Source organism: Clostridium sp. JN-9, assembly GCF_004103695.1.
Lineage (GTDB): Bacteria > Bacillota > Clostridia > Clostridiales > Clostridiaceae > JN-9.
On sequence record NZ_CP035280.1, the window covers coordinates 558302 to 575662 of the forward strand.

At 32.7% G+C, this 17361-nt stretch carries 14 protein-coding genes; 12 read left to right on the forward strand and 2 right to left on the reverse strand.

What is annotated here, in order from left to right:
- The first annotated feature begins 1 nt into the window (after position 1).
- From EQM05_RS02715 to EQM05_RS02765, 11 genes are all read left to right on the forward strand, one after another.
- Entirely contained in the window at positions 2-823 is an 822-nt protein-coding gene (locus EQM05_RS02715; protein ID WP_279222124.1) for a transketolase, read from the forward strand.
- Positions 823-1746 carry a transketolase family protein gene (locus EQM05_RS02720; protein ID WP_128748622.1) on the forward strand — a complete coding sequence of 308 codons (924 nt, stop codon included), beginning with the start codon at positions 823-825 and terminating at the stop codon, positions 1744-1746. Before EQM05_RS02715 ends, EQM05_RS02720 begins: the two co-directional genes overlap by 1 nt.
- 11 nt (positions 1747-1757) lie before the next feature.
- A complete protein-coding gene (gene fsa / locus EQM05_RS02725) occupies positions 1758-2408 on the forward strand; it encodes a fructose-6-phosphate aldolase (protein ID WP_128748623.1) in 651 nt (216 codons plus the stop codon).
- 45 nt (positions 2409-2453) lie between these two features.
- Positions 2454-3104 (forward strand): ribulose-phosphate 3-epimerase, encoded by a 651-nt coding sequence (gene rpe, locus EQM05_RS02730; RefSeq protein ID WP_128748624.1) that lies wholly within the window; start codon positions 2454-2456, stop codon positions 3102-3104.
- A 13-nt stretch (positions 3105-3117) separates the two neighbouring features.
- Positions 3118-3561: a ribose 5-phosphate isomerase B gene (rpiB, locus tag EQM05_RS02735; RefSeq protein WP_205694193.1), complete on the forward strand. Its 444-nt coding sequence runs from the start codon at positions 3118-3120 to the stop codon at positions 3559-3561.
- A 219-nt stretch (positions 3562-3780) separates the two neighbouring features.
- On the forward strand, positions 3781-4482 hold the full coding sequence (locus EQM05_RS02740; RefSeq protein WP_128748626.1) for a response regulator transcription factor: 702 nt from the start codon (positions 3781-3783) through the stop codon (positions 4480-4482).
- On the forward strand, positions 4463-5842 hold the full coding sequence (locus EQM05_RS02745; protein WP_128748627.1) for an ATP-binding protein: 1380 nt from the start codon (positions 4463-4465) through the stop codon (positions 5840-5842). Before EQM05_RS02740 ends, EQM05_RS02745 begins: the two co-directional genes overlap by 20 nt.
- 132 nt (positions 5843-5974) lie before the next feature.
- Positions 5975-7378, forward strand: a complete 1404-nt coding sequence (gene hydG / locus EQM05_RS02750; protein ID WP_128751016.1) for a [FeFe] hydrogenase H-cluster radical SAM maturase HydG — start codon at positions 5975-5977, stop codon at positions 7376-7378.
- Positions 7379-7641: 263 nt separating this feature from the next.
- Positions 7642-9033: a dipeptidase PepV gene (gene pepV / locus EQM05_RS02755; protein ID WP_128748628.1), complete on the forward strand. Its 1392-nt coding sequence runs from the start codon at positions 7642-7644 to the stop codon at positions 9031-9033.
- Positions 9034-9210: 177 nt separating this feature from the next.
- Positions 9211-11025 (forward strand): ATP-dependent zinc metalloprotease FtsH, encoded by a 1815-nt coding sequence (ftsH, locus tag EQM05_RS02760; protein WP_128748629.1) that lies wholly within the window; start codon positions 9211-9213, stop codon positions 11023-11025.
- 14 nt (positions 11026-11039) lie between these two features.
- Positions 11040-13166 carry a UvrD-helicase domain-containing protein gene (locus EQM05_RS02765; RefSeq protein ID WP_128748630.1) on the forward strand — a complete coding sequence of 709 codons (2127 nt, stop codon included), beginning with the start codon at positions 11040-11042 and terminating at the stop codon, positions 13164-13166.
- Positions 13167-13204: 38 nt separating this feature from the next.
- Here the strand turns inward: EQM05_RS02765 and EQM05_RS02770 are convergent, their stop codons facing one another.
- On the reverse strand, positions 13205-14395 hold the full coding sequence (locus tag EQM05_RS02770) for a cation diffusion facilitator family transporter (RefSeq protein ID WP_128748631.1): 1191 nt from the start codon (positions 14393-14395) through the stop codon (positions 13205-13207).
- Positions 14396-14533: 138 nt separating this feature from the next.
- Here EQM05_RS02770 and EQM05_RS02775 point away from each other — a divergent pair, with 138 nt between their 5' ends.
- Positions 14534-15841: a M18 family aminopeptidase gene (locus EQM05_RS02775; protein WP_128748632.1), complete on the forward strand. Its 1308-nt coding sequence runs from the start codon at positions 14534-14536 to the stop codon at positions 15839-15841.
- A 42-nt stretch (positions 15842-15883) separates the two neighbouring features.
- Here EQM05_RS02775 and EQM05_RS15645 read toward each other — a convergent pair whose 3' ends face one another.
- A complete protein-coding gene (locus EQM05_RS15645; protein WP_164917173.1) occupies positions 15884-17266 on the reverse strand; it encodes a transposase in 1383 nt (460 codons plus the stop codon).
- Between the last annotated feature and the right edge of the window lie 95 nt (positions 17267-17361).

A 17361-nucleotide genomic window follows, 5' to 3' on the forward strand; every position in this document is an offset into this window, starting at 1 on the left:
TGTGGAAGATAAGGAATTAATGGATATTGCAAGAAAGGTTAGGATAGATATTATTGAAATGCTTAGTGAATCAAAATCAGGTCATCCAGGAGGATCATTATCTTGTGCAGATATTTTAACAGTATTATATTTTGACAAGATGTATGTGGATATTTATGAGCAAAAAAATGATGACAGAGATAGGCTTGTTCTGTCAAAAGGTCATGCAGCTCCAGCACTCTATGCGGTGCTTGCTGAAAGAGGCTTTTTTGATAAGAAGGAATTAAAAACATTAAGAAAGTATGGCTCAATTCTTCAGGGACACCCAGACATGAACTCTACACCTGGCATAGACATGACAACTGGATCATTAGGACAAGGACTCTCAGCTGCCAATGGTATTGCAATTGCTGGAAAACTTAACAAAAAGGAGTACACTGTTTATGCTATTTTAGGAGATGGCGAACTGGAAGAAGGACAGGTTTGGGAAGCAGTAATGACAGCAGCACATTATAAACTAGATAATTTAATAGTTTTTATAGACAATAATGGATTACAAATTGATGGCACAAATAAAGAGGTTATGAATATTTATCCAATTGATGAAAAGTTTAAAGCCTTTAACTGGAATGTAATAAAAATAGATGGTCATGATATTGAACAAATTAAAAATGCAATAGATCAGGGAAAAAAGATAAAAGGGAAACCTACAGTTATTATAGCAAAGACCATTAAGGGTAAAGGGGTTTCGTTTATGGAAAATCAAGTTCAATGGCATGGTGTAGCACCAAATAAAGAACAAGAAGAAGAGGCATTAAAAGAACTTATGGGAGGTGCTCAGTAATGAAAATTGCAACAAGACAGGCATATGGTGAAGCATTGGCTGAATTAGCAAAAACAAATGAAAATGTAGTAGTTTTAGATGCTGATTTAGGAAAGTCAACAAAGACATATGAATTTAAAAAAGTTTGTCCTGAAAGATATTTTGATATGGGAATTTCAGAACAGGATATGATTGGAACTGCAGCAGGTTTGGCTGCCAGCGGTAAAATTCCTTTTGCCAGCACATTTGCTATGTTTGCAGCAGGAAGAGCATTTGAACAGATAAGAAATTCAGTTGCTTATCCAAGATTAGATGTAAAAATTGCCGCAACCCATGCAGGTTTAACTGTAGGAGAGGATGGCGCCACACATCAGGCTATAGAAGATATTTCCTTAATGAGAAGTATACCTAATATGGTGGTAATAAGTCCATCTGATGCTGTAGAGGCAAAACAAGTGATTTTTGAGGCAGTAAAGTATGATGGACCTATGTATATAAGACTCGGCAGATATCCAGTGCCTGTAATTCATGATGATAAATTTGAATTTAAAATTGGTAAAGGTGAAGTTTTGAGAGATGGCAAAGATGCTACAATAATTGCAACTGGAATAATGGTAAGTGTAGCACTTGAAGCTGCAGAAAAGTTAAAATATGAAAATATAGAAGCATCAGTAATTAATATAGCCACAATAAAACCTATTGACAGAGAGCTTATAGTAAAGTATGCAAAACAGACCGAAAAAATTGTTACAGCGGAAGAACACAGTATTATTGGAGGATTGGGATCCGCTGTGGCAGAAGTGCTTTCCGTAGAGTATCCTACGAAGATGAAAATGGTTGGAGTAGAAGATAAATTTGGTCATTCAGGCACTCCTGAAGAACTTCTAAAAAATTATAATTTAACATCTGAAAGTATAATAAAAGCTGTAAAAAGCTTAAATTAGGAGGAAAAGATATGAAATTTTTTATTGATACAGCTAATGTTGATGAAATCAGGAAAGCCAGCAAATTGGGGATTATTTCTGGAGTAACTACAAATCCATCCCTTATAGCTAAGGAAGGCAGAGATTTTAAAGAAGTGGTAAAGGAAATCGCCACAATAGTGGATGGACCAATAAGTGCAGAAGTGATTAGTGACGATGCTGAGAATATGATTAAAGAAGCTCGAGAATTATCAAAGATTCATAAAAACATAGTTGTGAAGATTCCCATGACAAGTAACGGCTTGGAAGCAGTTAATGTACTTTCAAAGGAAAATATTAATACAAACGTAACTTTGGTTTTTTCTGCAGCTCAGGCTCTACTGGCCGTTGCTGCTGGAGCTACTTATGTAAGCCCGTTTGTAGGAAGATTGGATGACATAGGATTTGATGGAATAAATCTTATTTCAGAAATTGCAGAAATCTTTAAAATATATGGAGTTAAGACAGAAATTATCACTGCCAGTGTTAGGGGACCAATGCATGTACTTAGAGCTGCAAAACAAGGTGCAGATATAGCAACGGTACCTTATAAGGTATTTATGCAGATGATAAAACATCCTTTAACAGATATAGGCATTGAGAGATTTAAAAAAGACTGGGAGCAGGCTGATTTAAAATTGTAATTAGTTTTAATATGTGATTTGGATAGATAATAAAGAGGTGGTTGGATGAATGTATTAATAAATCCTTCTATTTTGTCAGCTGATTTTAATAATCTACAGTCTGATTTAAGCTTGCTGGAACAATCAGGAATAAAATCTATTCACATTGATGTTATGGATGGTAATTTTGTTCCAAACATTACATTTGGCTCAGAACAGATAAAGCAATTGAGAAGAATTACTAAAATGAAATTTGATGTACACTTAATGGTACATGAGCCAATAAGATTTATTAAGGATTTTGTTGACGCAGGTGCTGATAGTATAACAGTTCACTGCGAAGCATGTAAACATATTTACAGAACTTTAGAAGAAATTAAAAAATATGTTAATGCTGGAGTAGCTCTTAATCCAGCTACCCCCTTAAGTAATATTGAATATCTGACAAATATAGCTGATAAAATTCTTATAATGACTGTAAATCCAGGCTTTGGGGGCCAAAAATATATCGATTGCATGGAATCCAAAATAGTTCAACTTAATAATTTAATTAAAGAAAAGTCATCATCTGCTATTATTCAGGTAGACGGTGGTATAAATGAAAATAACATACAAAGGCTAATTGGTCTGGGAGTAAAAGATATTGTTATGGGATCGGCAGTGTTCAAGAATAGGAACATATTAGATAATCTTAAAAAATTTAAAATTTATATTTAGTTAGGGAGTGATTATAATGATTGCAATTGGATGTGACCATGGTGGATTTGATTTAAAGGGAGCCATTATTCAACATTTAAAAGAAGAAAACATTCAATACAAAGATTTTGGTACCTATTCAACTGAAAGTGTAAATTTTCCAGAATATGCACTAAAAGTTGCAAATGCTGTTGCTTCAGGTCAGTGTGAATCGGGAGTACTTTGCTGTGGTACAGGTATAGGAATGTCAATAATGGCTAACAAGGTAAATGGTATTAGGGCTGCTGTGGTAGATAATGCCTATTCGGCTAGATATACAAAGATGCATAACAATGCAAATATTATATGTATGGGTGAAAGAGTAATAGGCAAGGGATTGGCTGTAATGTTGTTTGACGAATGGTACAAGGCTAAGTATGAAGGTGGAAGGCATGAAGTAAGATTAAATATGATAAAAGAATATGAAGAAAGCAGATAAGTTGTCGAATGTAACCAGGTAGCACCCGAAAATCGTCGAATGTAACCAGGTAGCACCTGTAAGAGAAACGGAGCTGTCGCACTAATGCGACAGCTCCGTTTCTTTGACTGCAAATTGACTGCAAATAGTTATAAATATATTGTATTTATCGTTTATAATATTAAAATAGAATTGAAAGCAAAATAAAACAAATATATATACAATGGAGAGTATTAAGTGATGGATGAATACAAAATACTTATTATAGAGGATGAAAAACAAATGGCTATGTTCCTTAAAATGGAACTTAACCATGAAGGATACATAGCTCATGTTGAGAATAATGGTATAGATGGATTAAAGCAGATAGAGAATGGAAGCTATAATCTGATACTTCTTGATCTGATGCTGCCTGGAATAGATGGCATTGAAATCTGCAGAAGGGTAAGAAAGTTTTCGGATGTACCAATAATTATGATTACTGCAAGGGGAGAAATATCAGACAAGGTAAAGGGATTAGATACGGGGGCAGATGATTATTTAACAAAACCCTTTGCAATTGAAGAACTGCTGGCCAGAATTCGTGCTTTTAAAAGAAGAATCAGCACAGAAAAAGACAGTAATGAACTTAGGTCTTATGATCTTATAATGAACAGAGTAAGCCGTCAGGTAACGAGAGGAAACCATATAATTGAATTAACTAAGAAAGAATATGACCTTTTAGAAACTCTTTTAATTAATAAAAATGTTGTACTTTCAAGGGAGCAGTTAATAGAAGCGGTATGGGGATATGACTATACTGGAGATACTAATGTGGTAGATGTATTCATAAGATATGTACGCAGTAAAATTGATGATGGCTTTGAAAATAAAATAATAACTACAGTAAGAGGCGTTGGATACGTAATAAAGGGTGATACACATGAGATTAAAGAGTATTAGAAGTGCCAAAATTTCTGTTAAATTAACTATGATTTATGCTTTTATATTTTCAATGGTGCTGCTTTTATTAAGTGCATCTATTTTATATGGAATTAAATATTATTTAAATATAACTGCAGTAAAACAGGTTGAGGACGTTAAAACTATGATATTAAATAATAATACATTGATAAATGGAAATGCTGATTTAACACAAAGAAAGATATTGCAGGATATTCCAACTAAAGAGGAAATGTTTATAAGGATATATGATAAGAATGGCAATGTTATTAATTCTTCCGATAATTTTAACTATAAAATCAGTATCAGCCAGCCCTATAATAAAGTAATTCATTTAGAAGATGATGAAAAACATATCAAATATATAAATGTAAAAGTTCCAAATATTCAATATGGAAATGTTTATATTCAAATAGTTAAAGATATGAACAGTGAATATACATTCTTAAAAATATTATTTGCATTTATGGCAGCAGGTGATTTAATCGGCATAATATCTTCTGTTATTTTTGGGTATATAGTAAGTAAAAGAATGTTAATGCCTATTGATTGTATTACAAAAACTGCAGATAATATCAGTGCAAAAAATTTAAAAGAGAGAATAGAAATGAATGGACCTGATGATGAACTTAAAAGGCTTGCCCATACTTTTAACAAAATGATAGACAGACTTCAGGATGCCTTTGATAAACAAACTCAGTTTGTATCTGATGCCTCTCATGAACTTAGGACTCCAATAGCTGTTATTCAGGGATATGCAAATTTATTGGACAGATGGGGAAAGGATGATAAAGATGCATTAGAAAAATCAATTTATGCTATTAAATTAGAAACTAATAATATGGCTAATTTAGTGGAAAAGCTGCTTTTTTTAGCTAAAGGTGACAGTGGTACTAAAAGGATAGAAAAAAAGGAATTTTATTTAAACAAATTAATAAATGAAGTGGTGGAAGAAAGTAGGCTTATAGCTGATAATCGTTTTATAACAAATAACAGAAATGATACTGTAAAAATATTTGCAGATTATGAAATGATAAAGCAGATGCTGAGAATTTTTATAGATAACAGTATAAAATTCACAGACAAAGGGGGAAATATAGATATAAGCTCTATTTCTGATAATGGCTTAATAAAAATTATAATTAGTGATACAGGTATTGGAATACCGAAAAATGAAATATCAAATATATTTAACAGATTTTATACAGTGGATAAATCAAGGTCAAAGGAGAAAACCGGAACAGGATTAGGGTTGTCTATTGCCAAATGGATTGCTGATGTTCATGAAGGAACAATAAGCGTAGAAAGTGAAGAAGGAAAGGGAACAAAAATTACTGTTATTTTAAAAAACTATTGCTAAATACATTCTTTTATGTAAAACTAAAAAGGTATTCCAAACTACAGGATTTATCGTATAGTTTGGATAAATTATATTTTTAACCTAATTGTAAGGAGCTTTCTAAGCAAGAGGAGGAGAATTTGCATGGATCAAATGGAAAAACAAAAGGCTGATTTTATTAATGAAGAAGAAATTGAACATTTTCTTCAGATTGGAAGGGAAAAAGCAAAGGATACTGAATATGTATTGAAGATTATTGAAAGAGCAAGAGATGCTAAAGGATTAAGTATTGATGAAGTTGCAACTCTGCTTAATGTTGAGGATGACTCTGTATTAGAGCAGCTTTACAAAGTATCCAGAGAAATCAAAGAGAAGATATATGGCAATAGAATAGTAATGTTTGCACCATTATACATAAGTGACTATTGCGTAAATGATTGTGTTTACTGCGGCTACAAATGTTCAAATAAAGAAAATAGAAAGAAATTAACCAAAGAGCAGCTAATTAGAGAGGTAGAGATTATTGAGGATTCCGGTCATAAGAGAATTGTGCTGGAAGCAGGAGAAGATCCTGTTAACTGCCCTATAGACTATGTTACAGATTGTATGAAAACAATATACCAAGTTAAAAAGAGAAATGGTTCAATAAGAAGGATTAATGTAAATATTGCTGCTACCACTGTAGAAAATTACAAAAAGTTAAAACAGGCAGGTATAGGTACCTATACTTTGTTTCAGGAAACATATCACAGAGAGACATATAAAAAAATGCATCCAAGAGGACCAAAACATGACTATGATTATCACACAACTGCCATGGATCGTGCAATGAAGGGCGGTATAGATGATGTTGGTATCGGTGTTCTTTATGGATTGTATGATTATAAATTTGAAACAGTGGCCATGTTTATGTTTGTAAAACATTTAGATGACACCTTTGGAGTAGGACCACATACTATTTCTGTACCTAGGATAAGACCGGCACTTGGAGTGGACAGAAAAAGCCTTCCTTACCTGGTTGATGATCATGATTTTAAAAAGTTAGTTGGAGTTATAAGGCTGGCAGTACCATATACGGGAATGATTATTTCTACAAGAGAGGAACCAAAGTTTAGAGAAGAAATAATATCAATTGGTATTTCCCAGGTAAGTGCAGGCTCTGCTGTAGGGGTTGGGAGCTATGATGAAAGAACTCACCATGAGGAACAATCGCCTCAATTCATATTAGATGATACAAGAACTCCAATTGAAGTATTAAAGGGCCTTTGTAAAGATGGATTTCTGCCTAGCTATTGTACTGCATGTTACCGTCAGGGAAGAACCGGTGAAAGATTTATGGCCCTTGCCAAAACTGGCAATATTCATAACTGCTGTCTTCCTAATGCCATTATGACTTTTCAGGAATTTCTCATAGACTATGCAGATGATGAGTTGAAGGAAATGGGAGAAAAGGTTATAAAAGAAAATTTTAAGAATATAGAATCTGAAAAAATAAAGGAAGAGACCCTGAGAAGATTAGATAGAATTAAGGCTGGAGAAAGAGATTTATATTTTTAAAGAATTCTGATAAAAAACAATATAATAAAAATTCTGCTTTAAACTTAGATTATTATTAATCCTCCTAGTTTTAATATGGAGGATTAATAATTTTATACATACAATAAGAAGAATCATTTAGTTTAACTTTGTTGTCATAATACAGCAATTAAGAGTATAATAAATTTGTAACAAAATATACAGTAAACGAAGTGTAAATAATAAAACTTAATTTTTTTATTTGTACTTTGAATCTTAATGGATCAAATTTAGGAGGGATCACCATGGAATTAAATAAGAAAGTAGACCAGCTTAAAGAAGATTTAGTTAAAAGTACTCAGGAAATAGTAAAAATTAAAAGTGTTGAAGGAGAACCTAAAGATGGAATGCCTTTTGGAGAAGATGTAAACAATGCTCTTAAATGCGCACTGGATATTTCAAAAAAATTAGGTTTCAAAACAGTGAACATGAATGGCTACGTAGGTTATGCAGAGTATGGTGAAGGCGATGACTATGTTGCTGTATTAGGTCACCTTGATGTAGTTCCAGAAGGAAATGGATGGAAGTATCCTGCATATGGAGCAGAAATACATGATGGCAAAGTATATGGAAGAGGAACAATGGATGATAAAGGACCAATAATGACAGCATTATATGGTTTAAAAGCTATAAAAGATTGTAACCTGCCATTAAGCAAGAGAGTAAGAGTAATATTTGGAACAAATGAAGAAACTGGCAGCAAAGAATTGGAATATTATAATGCTCATGAAAAAGCTCCAATTAGTGGATTTACACCAGATGCAGAATATCCAATAATATACGGAGAAAAGGGAATAACAATTTTTGATGTAGTAAAGGATTTAAACAATAAGGGCTGCGGTGAAGTTGTTGTTAAACATATAAAAGGCGGAGAAAGAGCAAATATGGTGCCTGATTACTGTGAGGCAGAAGTAGAAGCTAAAAATGCTGATTCTGTAGTTAAAGCAGTAAAAGAGTTTGCAGAAAAAACTGGATTTAACTTAACTACAAAGGTAAATAATAATAACATTACAATTATTTCAAAGGGTATAGGAGCACATGGAAGTCTGCCTGAATTAGGCAAAAATGCAGTTATGCAGCTGTTTGCTCTTTTAGAAACAATGCCTCTTGGAAAGTGTGATTTAGCTGATTATGTGTCATTCTTCAATAAACATGTTGGATTTGAAACTGATGGAAAATCTTTTGGAGTAGCACTGGAAGATAAAGAATCAGGAAAGCTTACATTTAATGTTGGTACAATATCAATGGATGAAACAAAGATTTCTCTGTCATTAAATCTAAGATATCCTGTTACTTATAAATATGATGATATGATGAATCCATTTAATAAAACTATCAGTGGAACTGGTATGAGAGTTAAGAATATGTCAGCTCAGGATCCTTTATTCTTCCCACCAGACCACCCAACAATAAAAACTCTTCAAAAAGTATATAAAGAGCAGACAGGGAAAGAGCCTAAGCTGTTAGCTATAGGCGGAGGAACATATGCTAAAGAAATGAAGAATATAGTTGCTTTTGGACCAATATTTCCTGGACAGGTTGACTTGGATCACCAGGCAAATGAATATATGGAAATTGACGATTTAGTTGCCAATGCTAAAATATATGCACATGCAATTTATGAATTAGCAAAATAAGAAAGTATTAAAAGACTACCGCATGGTAGTCTTTTAAATATTATAAAATAATATTATATCTCCATTGAGTTTGATAAATAATTTAGTATAATAATACATATAGCAGTGAATTGTATATAAAGCTGTTAAAACTTAAAGAACACATATGTATATTGCTTAATGCCTGGAGGAAAAATAATGTTCAAAGACAAAAATTTTAATAAGAAATTTAAATATGGTTTGTATTACGCAATTGTTGTTGGTGTAATACTTTTTTTGCTAAATGATTACAGAAAAAACTTAACCATGGAACATATACAGTATAGTGACTTTATTAAGATGATCAATGATAAAAAAATTGAAAGTGTTCAAATATCAAAGGATAAAATTAATATATATCAAAAGAAGGAAAAGGATGAAAAGGCTAAAATATTATATACTGAAAAAATAGATGATCCAGGGCTGGTTGAAAGATTAAACAAGGCTGACATTACTTATGGGGGACTGCCCCTTAATCAGGAATCATTAAAGGGACTTATTGTATCATGGATACTTCCTATTTTTATATTGGCCTTTATAGCTAAAATCCTCTTCGGAAAAATGGATAAAAAGATGGGCAGCGGTGTTATGTCTTTTGGTAAGAATACTGCTAAGATATACGCAGAAAATGAAACAGGAGTTACCTTTAAGGATGTAGCAGGACAGGAAGAAGCTAAGGAATCCCTGGTTGAAATTGTGGATTTCCTTCACAATCCAAGCAAATATACTAATATTGGTGCCAAGCTGCCTAAAGGAGCATTACTAGTTGGTCCTCCCGGTACTGGAAAAACCCTTTTGGCAAAGGCAGTAGCAGGAGAGGCAAAGGTGGCATTCTTCTCAATTTCAGGTTCCAGCTTTGTAGAAATGTTTGTAGGCATGGGAGCAGCAAGGGTTAGAGATTTATTTGAGCAGGCGCAGGAAAAGGCACCATGCATTATTTTTATTGATGAAATTGATGCTGTAGGCAAAAGCAGGGATGGAAATGCCAGCGGCAATGACGAAAGAGAACAGACTTTAAATCAATTGCTTGCGGAAATGGATGGCTTTGATTCATCTAAGGGTGTTGTAATACTGGCAGCTACAAACAGGCCCGAAATATTAGATAAAGCATTACTTAGGCCGGGAAGATTTGACAGAAGGGTTATAGTAGACAGACCTGATTTAAAAGGCAGAGAGGATATCTTAAAGGTACACAGCAAGGGCGTAAAATTTGCAGATGGTGTAGACTTAAATACTGTAGCAAAATCTACACCAGGAGCAGTTGGAGCAGACCTAGCCAACATTATTAATGAAGCAGCTTTAAGAGCTGTAAAAAACAACAGAACAGAGGTAGCTCAGGAAGATTTGGATGAGGCTGTTGAAGTGATAATAGCAGGTAAAGAAAAGAAAGACAGAATACTTTCTGAAAAAGAAAAGAAATCTGTGGCATTTCATGAAGTGGGGCATGCATTAGTGGCTGCTTTATTAAATTCGGATCCTGTTCATAAAATAACTATAGTTCCAAGAACAATGGGATCATTGGGCTATACCATGCAGCTTCCGGCATCAGAAAAATATATTACAACAAAGGATGAAATCCTTGACCAGATTTGTGTAATGCTGGGAGGCAGAGCTGCTGAAGAAGTTCAATTTAATTCTATTTCAACAGGAGCATCAAATGATATTGAAAGAGCAACTGAAACTGCAAGAAGTATGGTAACAATTTATGGAATGACAGAAAGATTCGATATGATGGCTACGGAATCAATTTCAAGTGCCTATCTTGATGGAAGGCCGGTTCAAAACTGCAGCGCAGAAACTTCATCAGAAATAGATGCAGAAACACTTAAAATAATAAAGCATTGTCATCAGAGATCTATAAACATTTTAAAAGGCAATAAGGATTTATTAACAAAAGTTGCAGGTAAATTACTTGAAAAAGAAACTCTTACAGGAGAAGAATTTATGGAATTAGTAAAAGGTAAAGATGTTTAAGGGGAGGAAAATATATGGCCGATAACGTATTAGATAAGGAAATTGAAAAGGAAAACCAATTTAATCTGGAGAAGGAAAAATTAGAACAGGTATTAAAGCTAATAAATGAAGAAACCTTAGGATATATAGACAAAAGAAAAAAAGCTGCTGAATATATTATGGACTACAGGAAGAAAGCTGTTGAGGAACATAAAGATGATGAAGATAAAGTAATTGAATACTTTGATCATGAGTTGTATATAAGGGAGGAGAACTTCAATTTTATAGAAAGAAAACTTAAGGAGCTCACTGCACTTAGACCTAATCCATACTTTGGCAAAGTAATCTTTTCGGAATCAGGCTCCCCTGAAACAATTTATATTGGCAGATTTGGATTAACATTAGAGGATGATTTAGAGCCCATAGTAGTGGACTGGAGGGCTCCCGTATCAGCTTTATTTTATGCAGGAAAGTTGGGTAAGGCAGAATATGAAGCTCCAGATAAATCTATTCCTGTGGATATATTATCTAAAAGGCAGTTTATTATAAAAAAAGGTATACTTAAGGGCATGTTCGATACAGCATTAGATGTAAAAGATGAAATATTACAGCAGGTTCTAAGTAAAAACTCAGAAGAGAAATTAAAAGATATAATAATGACAATACAAAAGGAACAGGATGATATTATAAGGCAGCCCAGAAATAAAGTAGTTGTTGTAAATGGTGTGGCTGGAAGCGGGAAAACAACTATAGCACTGCATAGAACAGCATACCTATTGTATAACTACAGAAAAATTCTACAGGATAAGGTATTGATATTTGGGCCTAATAATATATTTATGGAATATATATCTACAGTTTTACCAAGTCTTGGTGAAGAAGGGGTAAAACAAACTACCTTTAACAATTTTGCAATGGAGACCTCTGGAATCAGCCACATAATGAACTTCAAAGACTATATGGAAAAAATATTAAATAATGACATGGATTTTATAAATGAAATTATTTATAAAAATTCTGAGGAATATATAAAGGAACTGGATAACTTAATCCTAAACCTTAATGAAGGATATTTTAAATTTAAAGACATTGTTTTTATGGGCGTTACAGCTGTGTGTGAAAAAGAGCTGCTGGATATGTTTAATAAATATTTTAAATATATGCCGCTTTTCAGGAGGAATAAAAAAGTTAAAAGAATTGTATTTTCAAAGTTAAGAGACATAAGAAACGATAAATTTAATGAGATAAACAAGGAGTACCAGGATACAATTTCTAAATTCAGCAAGGAACAGCTGCAGTTATGCCAGAATGATTTAGAGTTTAAAAGAAGAATTAAGGTAAGACAGTTAATTCAAAATTTAATTGATACTAAAAAGCAGCTTACATGGCTGGACAGCCCGGATATAATATCAATTTATAATAAATTTAATAATTATAAAGAATTAACTCGTGATGATCTTGCTCCAATTTTATATTTAAAAATAAAACTTGAGGGCTATAAAATTGAAACAGAAGTAAAACATGTTGTAATTGATGAAGCCCAGGATTATTCTCTGCTTCAGTTCATTGTAATCAAGGAACTTACTAAATGTAATTCCGCTACCATTGTTGGGGACATTAACCAAAGGCTTATACCGTTAAAGGGAATTACGCCAATGCTTAAATTAAAACAGGTATTTGGGAATACATTAGTAGACAACTTTGATTTACTAAAAAGTTATAGATCCACAAGGGAAATCATGGAATATGCAAACAGGAGCATAAAAACAAATGATATTGTCCCACTAGTTAGAAGCGGTGAAAAGGTGGAGGAAATAATAGTAAAAGAGGATAATATTACAGAATTAATCCACAGCAAACTAAACGAATTAAAAGCAAATGAGTATGAAAATATAGCTGTAATTTGTGAAAATATGAACACAACCAAAAGTATAGCAGAAAAATTAAAGGACAAAATGTATATTAAATTTATAGATGATGAAAATTGTATATACGAAGGCGGGGAAATAATTATTCCTTCCTATTTATCAAAAGGTCTTGAATTTGATGCCGTCATATTAATAGACAGCGCAAAAAATAACAGCCAGAATAATATGCTGAAGTATGTAATGTGCACAAGAGCACTGCACAGGCTTGTTGTATTAAAGTGTGATTTGTCATAATAATCATATAAAAAAGTAATAAGATTGGTAAAATCTTATTACTTTTTTATTGAACTAAAATCTCTGTCTATGGTAATAACTGCATTATAATATTCATGAATAGAGCGGATATCACTAGAAATATCATTTATTATGTTATTTTCAAATTCACTGGACAGCTTTTGACTGTAATCTATAACTATATCAAAAACTAAATTTTTATGTTCGCCGCTGCCAACTACTCTGAAGTCATGGAATGAATTTATCATAGGATATTTTTTTATTATAGATTCAACTTCATCTCTGGCAATAGCTACATCCTTATCATTAGTATCTATTGGATCCATATGAATTACCAGATATATATTTAGTTTCTCGGATATTTCTTTTTCAGCTCTGTCAATTATCTCATGAATCTTAATTATAGAAGCATCACAAGGCACCTCTGCATGAACTGATGCCATAATTCTTCCAGGACCATAGTTATGTACAATAAGATCATGTACACCACTAATATAATCATAGCTTGTCACACCATCAGCAATGCTTTTAACTAATTTTTCATCTGGGGCCTGTCCAAGCAGTGGATCAATAGTGTCCTTTATTAAAGTAAAACCTGAATATAATATAAACAGTGAGATTAGAATTCCAATGTAACCATCTATTGGATAAGCAGTAAGTCCTGATAAAATCAATGATGCTGCAACAGATGAAGAAGTAAACACATCACCCAGAGCATCAAAAGAAGATGCCTGCAGGGCAGATGAATCTATTGTTTTACCTATATAATTATTAAATCTGCTTAGCCAGATTTTTACACCAATTGAAATCAGAATAAGAACAAATGGAATTAACTGAAATACAACTTTAACAGGGTGTATGATCCTGTCATAGGAAGATTTCAGAAATTGAAAACCTACCAGCATAACCATAAATGAAACAATTAATCCAGACAGATATTCAATTCTTCCGTGTCCAAAGGGATGTTCCCTGTCAGCAGGTTTAGAGGCCAGTTTAAATCCTAATATAGTAATCAGTGATGATGCAGTGTCAGATAAATTATTAAAGGCATCAGCAGTTACTGAAATACTATGAGTTATAATGCCAACAATAAGCTTTGTAAGGAACAATATAAAATTTAAAATAATTCCTACAATTCCTCCAAGGTATCCATAAGAATCCCTTACTTTAGGATCATCAACCTGTTCATGATTTTTTATAAATTTACTAACTATAAACTTAGCAAGCATTTTTTACACCTCTTAAAATATGTTGTTTACTACCTATATTAACACAACAAAGTTATTATTTGTTATAAAAATGTACTTTTCCATAAATATTGGCTATAATTTTATTATAAATATATTTATAAGCAGGAGGAATTAAAAATGGGAAAAGAAACAGAATTAAAAAATGCACAGGAGTTAATTGACTTTATATATGACAGCCCAAGTGCCTTTCATACTGTAAATAGTGTAAAGAAAGTATTGATTAATAATGGATTTAAGGAATTACATGAGGAGCAGCATTGGAATCTTTTAAAGGGAGAAAAATACTTTGTATCAAAAAATGACTCTGCTATTACAGCTTTTATTACAGGTAATGGCGAAATAGAGAACAGTGGTTTTAAGATTATTGGTGCACATACTGATTCACCAACTTTTAGGATTAAGCCAAATGCTGAAATAGTATCAGAAGGTGCATATGTAAAATTAAATACAGAAGTATATGGAGGACCTATTTTAAATACATGGATGGACAGGCCATTATCTGTAGCAGGAAGGGTTGCAATAAGAAGTGAAAATCCTATGCAGCCTGTAATCAGACTTGTAAATATTAAAAGGCCTATTTTGATAATACCTAATCTTGCAATACACATGAACAGAGAAATAAATCAGGGTGTAGCTTTAAATAGACAAAGTGATATGCTGCCTGTAATTTCACTTGTAAATGATCAGCTTGAAAAGGGAAATTATCTATTATCAGAAATAGCTAAGGAACTAAATGTAAACAGTAAGGATATAATTGATTTTGATTTGTTCTTATATGAATTCCAGAAAGGATGTATTTTTGGATTAAATAATGAGTTTATTTCCAGCGGCAGATTAGACGATTTAACTATGGTTCATGCTGGACTGAAGTCTATTACTGAGTCAGAGCCTGGGTTAAGTACAAAGGTTTTGGTATGCTTTGACAATGAAGAGGTTGGCAGCTCAACTAAACAAGGAGCAGATTCACCAATGCTTGCCGGCATTCTTGAAAGGATAGTACTGTGTCTTGGAGGCGGCAGAGAAGAATATTTCAGAGCATTAGCTAACTCTTTTATTATATCCTGTGATTCTGCCCATGCAGTTCATCCAAACAGAGGTGAAAAAGCAGATCCTGTTAACAGACCAATGATTAATAAAGGACCAGTAATTAAAGTAAGCGCCAGCCAAAGTTATACTTCAGACAGTGTTTCCTCAGCAATTTATGAGGAAATATGCAATAAGGCTCAGGTACCTGTTCAGAGATTTGTAAATAGATCTGATGAAAGAGGAGGCTCTACTATAGGACCAATAAATTCTACCCATGTAAATATTAAATCAGTTGATATGGGAACAGCACTCCTTGCAATGCACTCAGTAAGGGAAACTGGCGGAGTTAAAGATCATACTTATACTATTGAATCATTTAAAAAATTTTATAGCATATAAAATATCTTCAATTCGTAATTTGGGCGTAGCCCTCCAACCCTGCTATACTAAAGCCAAGGTTGGATCAAGAAGTTTCCTTACCTCTGCGGAGCAGCCAGCATACAATTGAATAAATTCAATAAAGGAAAATACGCCAAAATATTGACCAGAATATATTATAACTGACTTTTGCTTATCTTCTTTATAATTCTTAATAATTACAGGGAGGGACTTGCCTGAATACTTATTTCCCTCCTCCATGTTTTTGAATAGTTGAAAATACATGTAGCCAATGAGTGTCATAACTATATGAAAAGTTATAAAATTATATTTTGTACTCTTAAAATCTTCTAATTTCCAAAAGTCTTTTATTTGTCTATAGTCTTCTTCAATTTCTGGTCTTAGTTCATAAGTATTTATTATTTGTTTTGCAGTTTTACTTGTGTCTGTGGTTAAAAATACGTAGTATTCATTATCTTTTTTATCATGAACGACACAGGCGCACAAGTCAACATCTTTATCTGGTGTATTACTTTGCCACATCATACCTAGATCCTTAACCAGGTGTATTTCTTGAGTTTTCCTTTTCTTGTTAGGGTGTTTTTGCCACTTGTCTTCGGAGATTGCTATTTTTACAGCTTCTTGGTATATTGCCATGTTCTTTTTTGCAGGTACATATGTATCCACTTGCTTTTCAAGCTTCAAAAAATTAATAACATCACGAGAAATAAATCCCCTGTCATTTATGAGAATATCTCCACTTTTTAAACATTTACTTTTTAAAATCATATTTCTACAAAGTTCTAAATCATGAGGCTTTATAGAATCAAAAACTATCTCTTCTATAATTCCCGAATCATCCATAAGACCTCTTAATGTTCCCATTTTATAACCACGAATCACTTTTCCATCATCTTTTATAGTTTCAGAATTTTCATAATTTACATTATCTAAATTCACATGTATTTTAGTGCAATCAAGAATATGTATAGATGGAGCTATGTTAAGAGATGGCATAACTACATTTTGGACATAATTATTATAAGACTCTATAAACTCCTCAGCATCATATTTTTGAATTAAATTTCTCATAATGCCTTCGGCGAATAATCCTTCCTCAAGGTTTTTATTGGTATCCCACATATTCCATCCTAGTTCAGATAATAACTCACCATCAGTCACAGCAAAGGCGACATCTGTCAAGCTGGTTTTAAGTTTCATCTTTGCTGTAATTGCTAACGCAATAAGTATATGAAATGGAATATGTTTATTTTGTTTTCTCTTATCTTTAAAACTTTCAGCCAATTTATCTATAAGTCCTATATTTTTCATTTTTAATACTATTGTATCTATAAGATTAGGGAAACTTACGTCAGCAGCATCAATCCTACCTTCTTTTATAGCTTCCAACACCTTATCTTTATCGTTTTTGCTTAATTGTAACATACAAACTATCTCCTTTTAATTATCATTAGTCTATATATATAATTCTATAAAAGATCTTAAAATCATTTTTAAAAGCTAAATATTATAGTACTTAT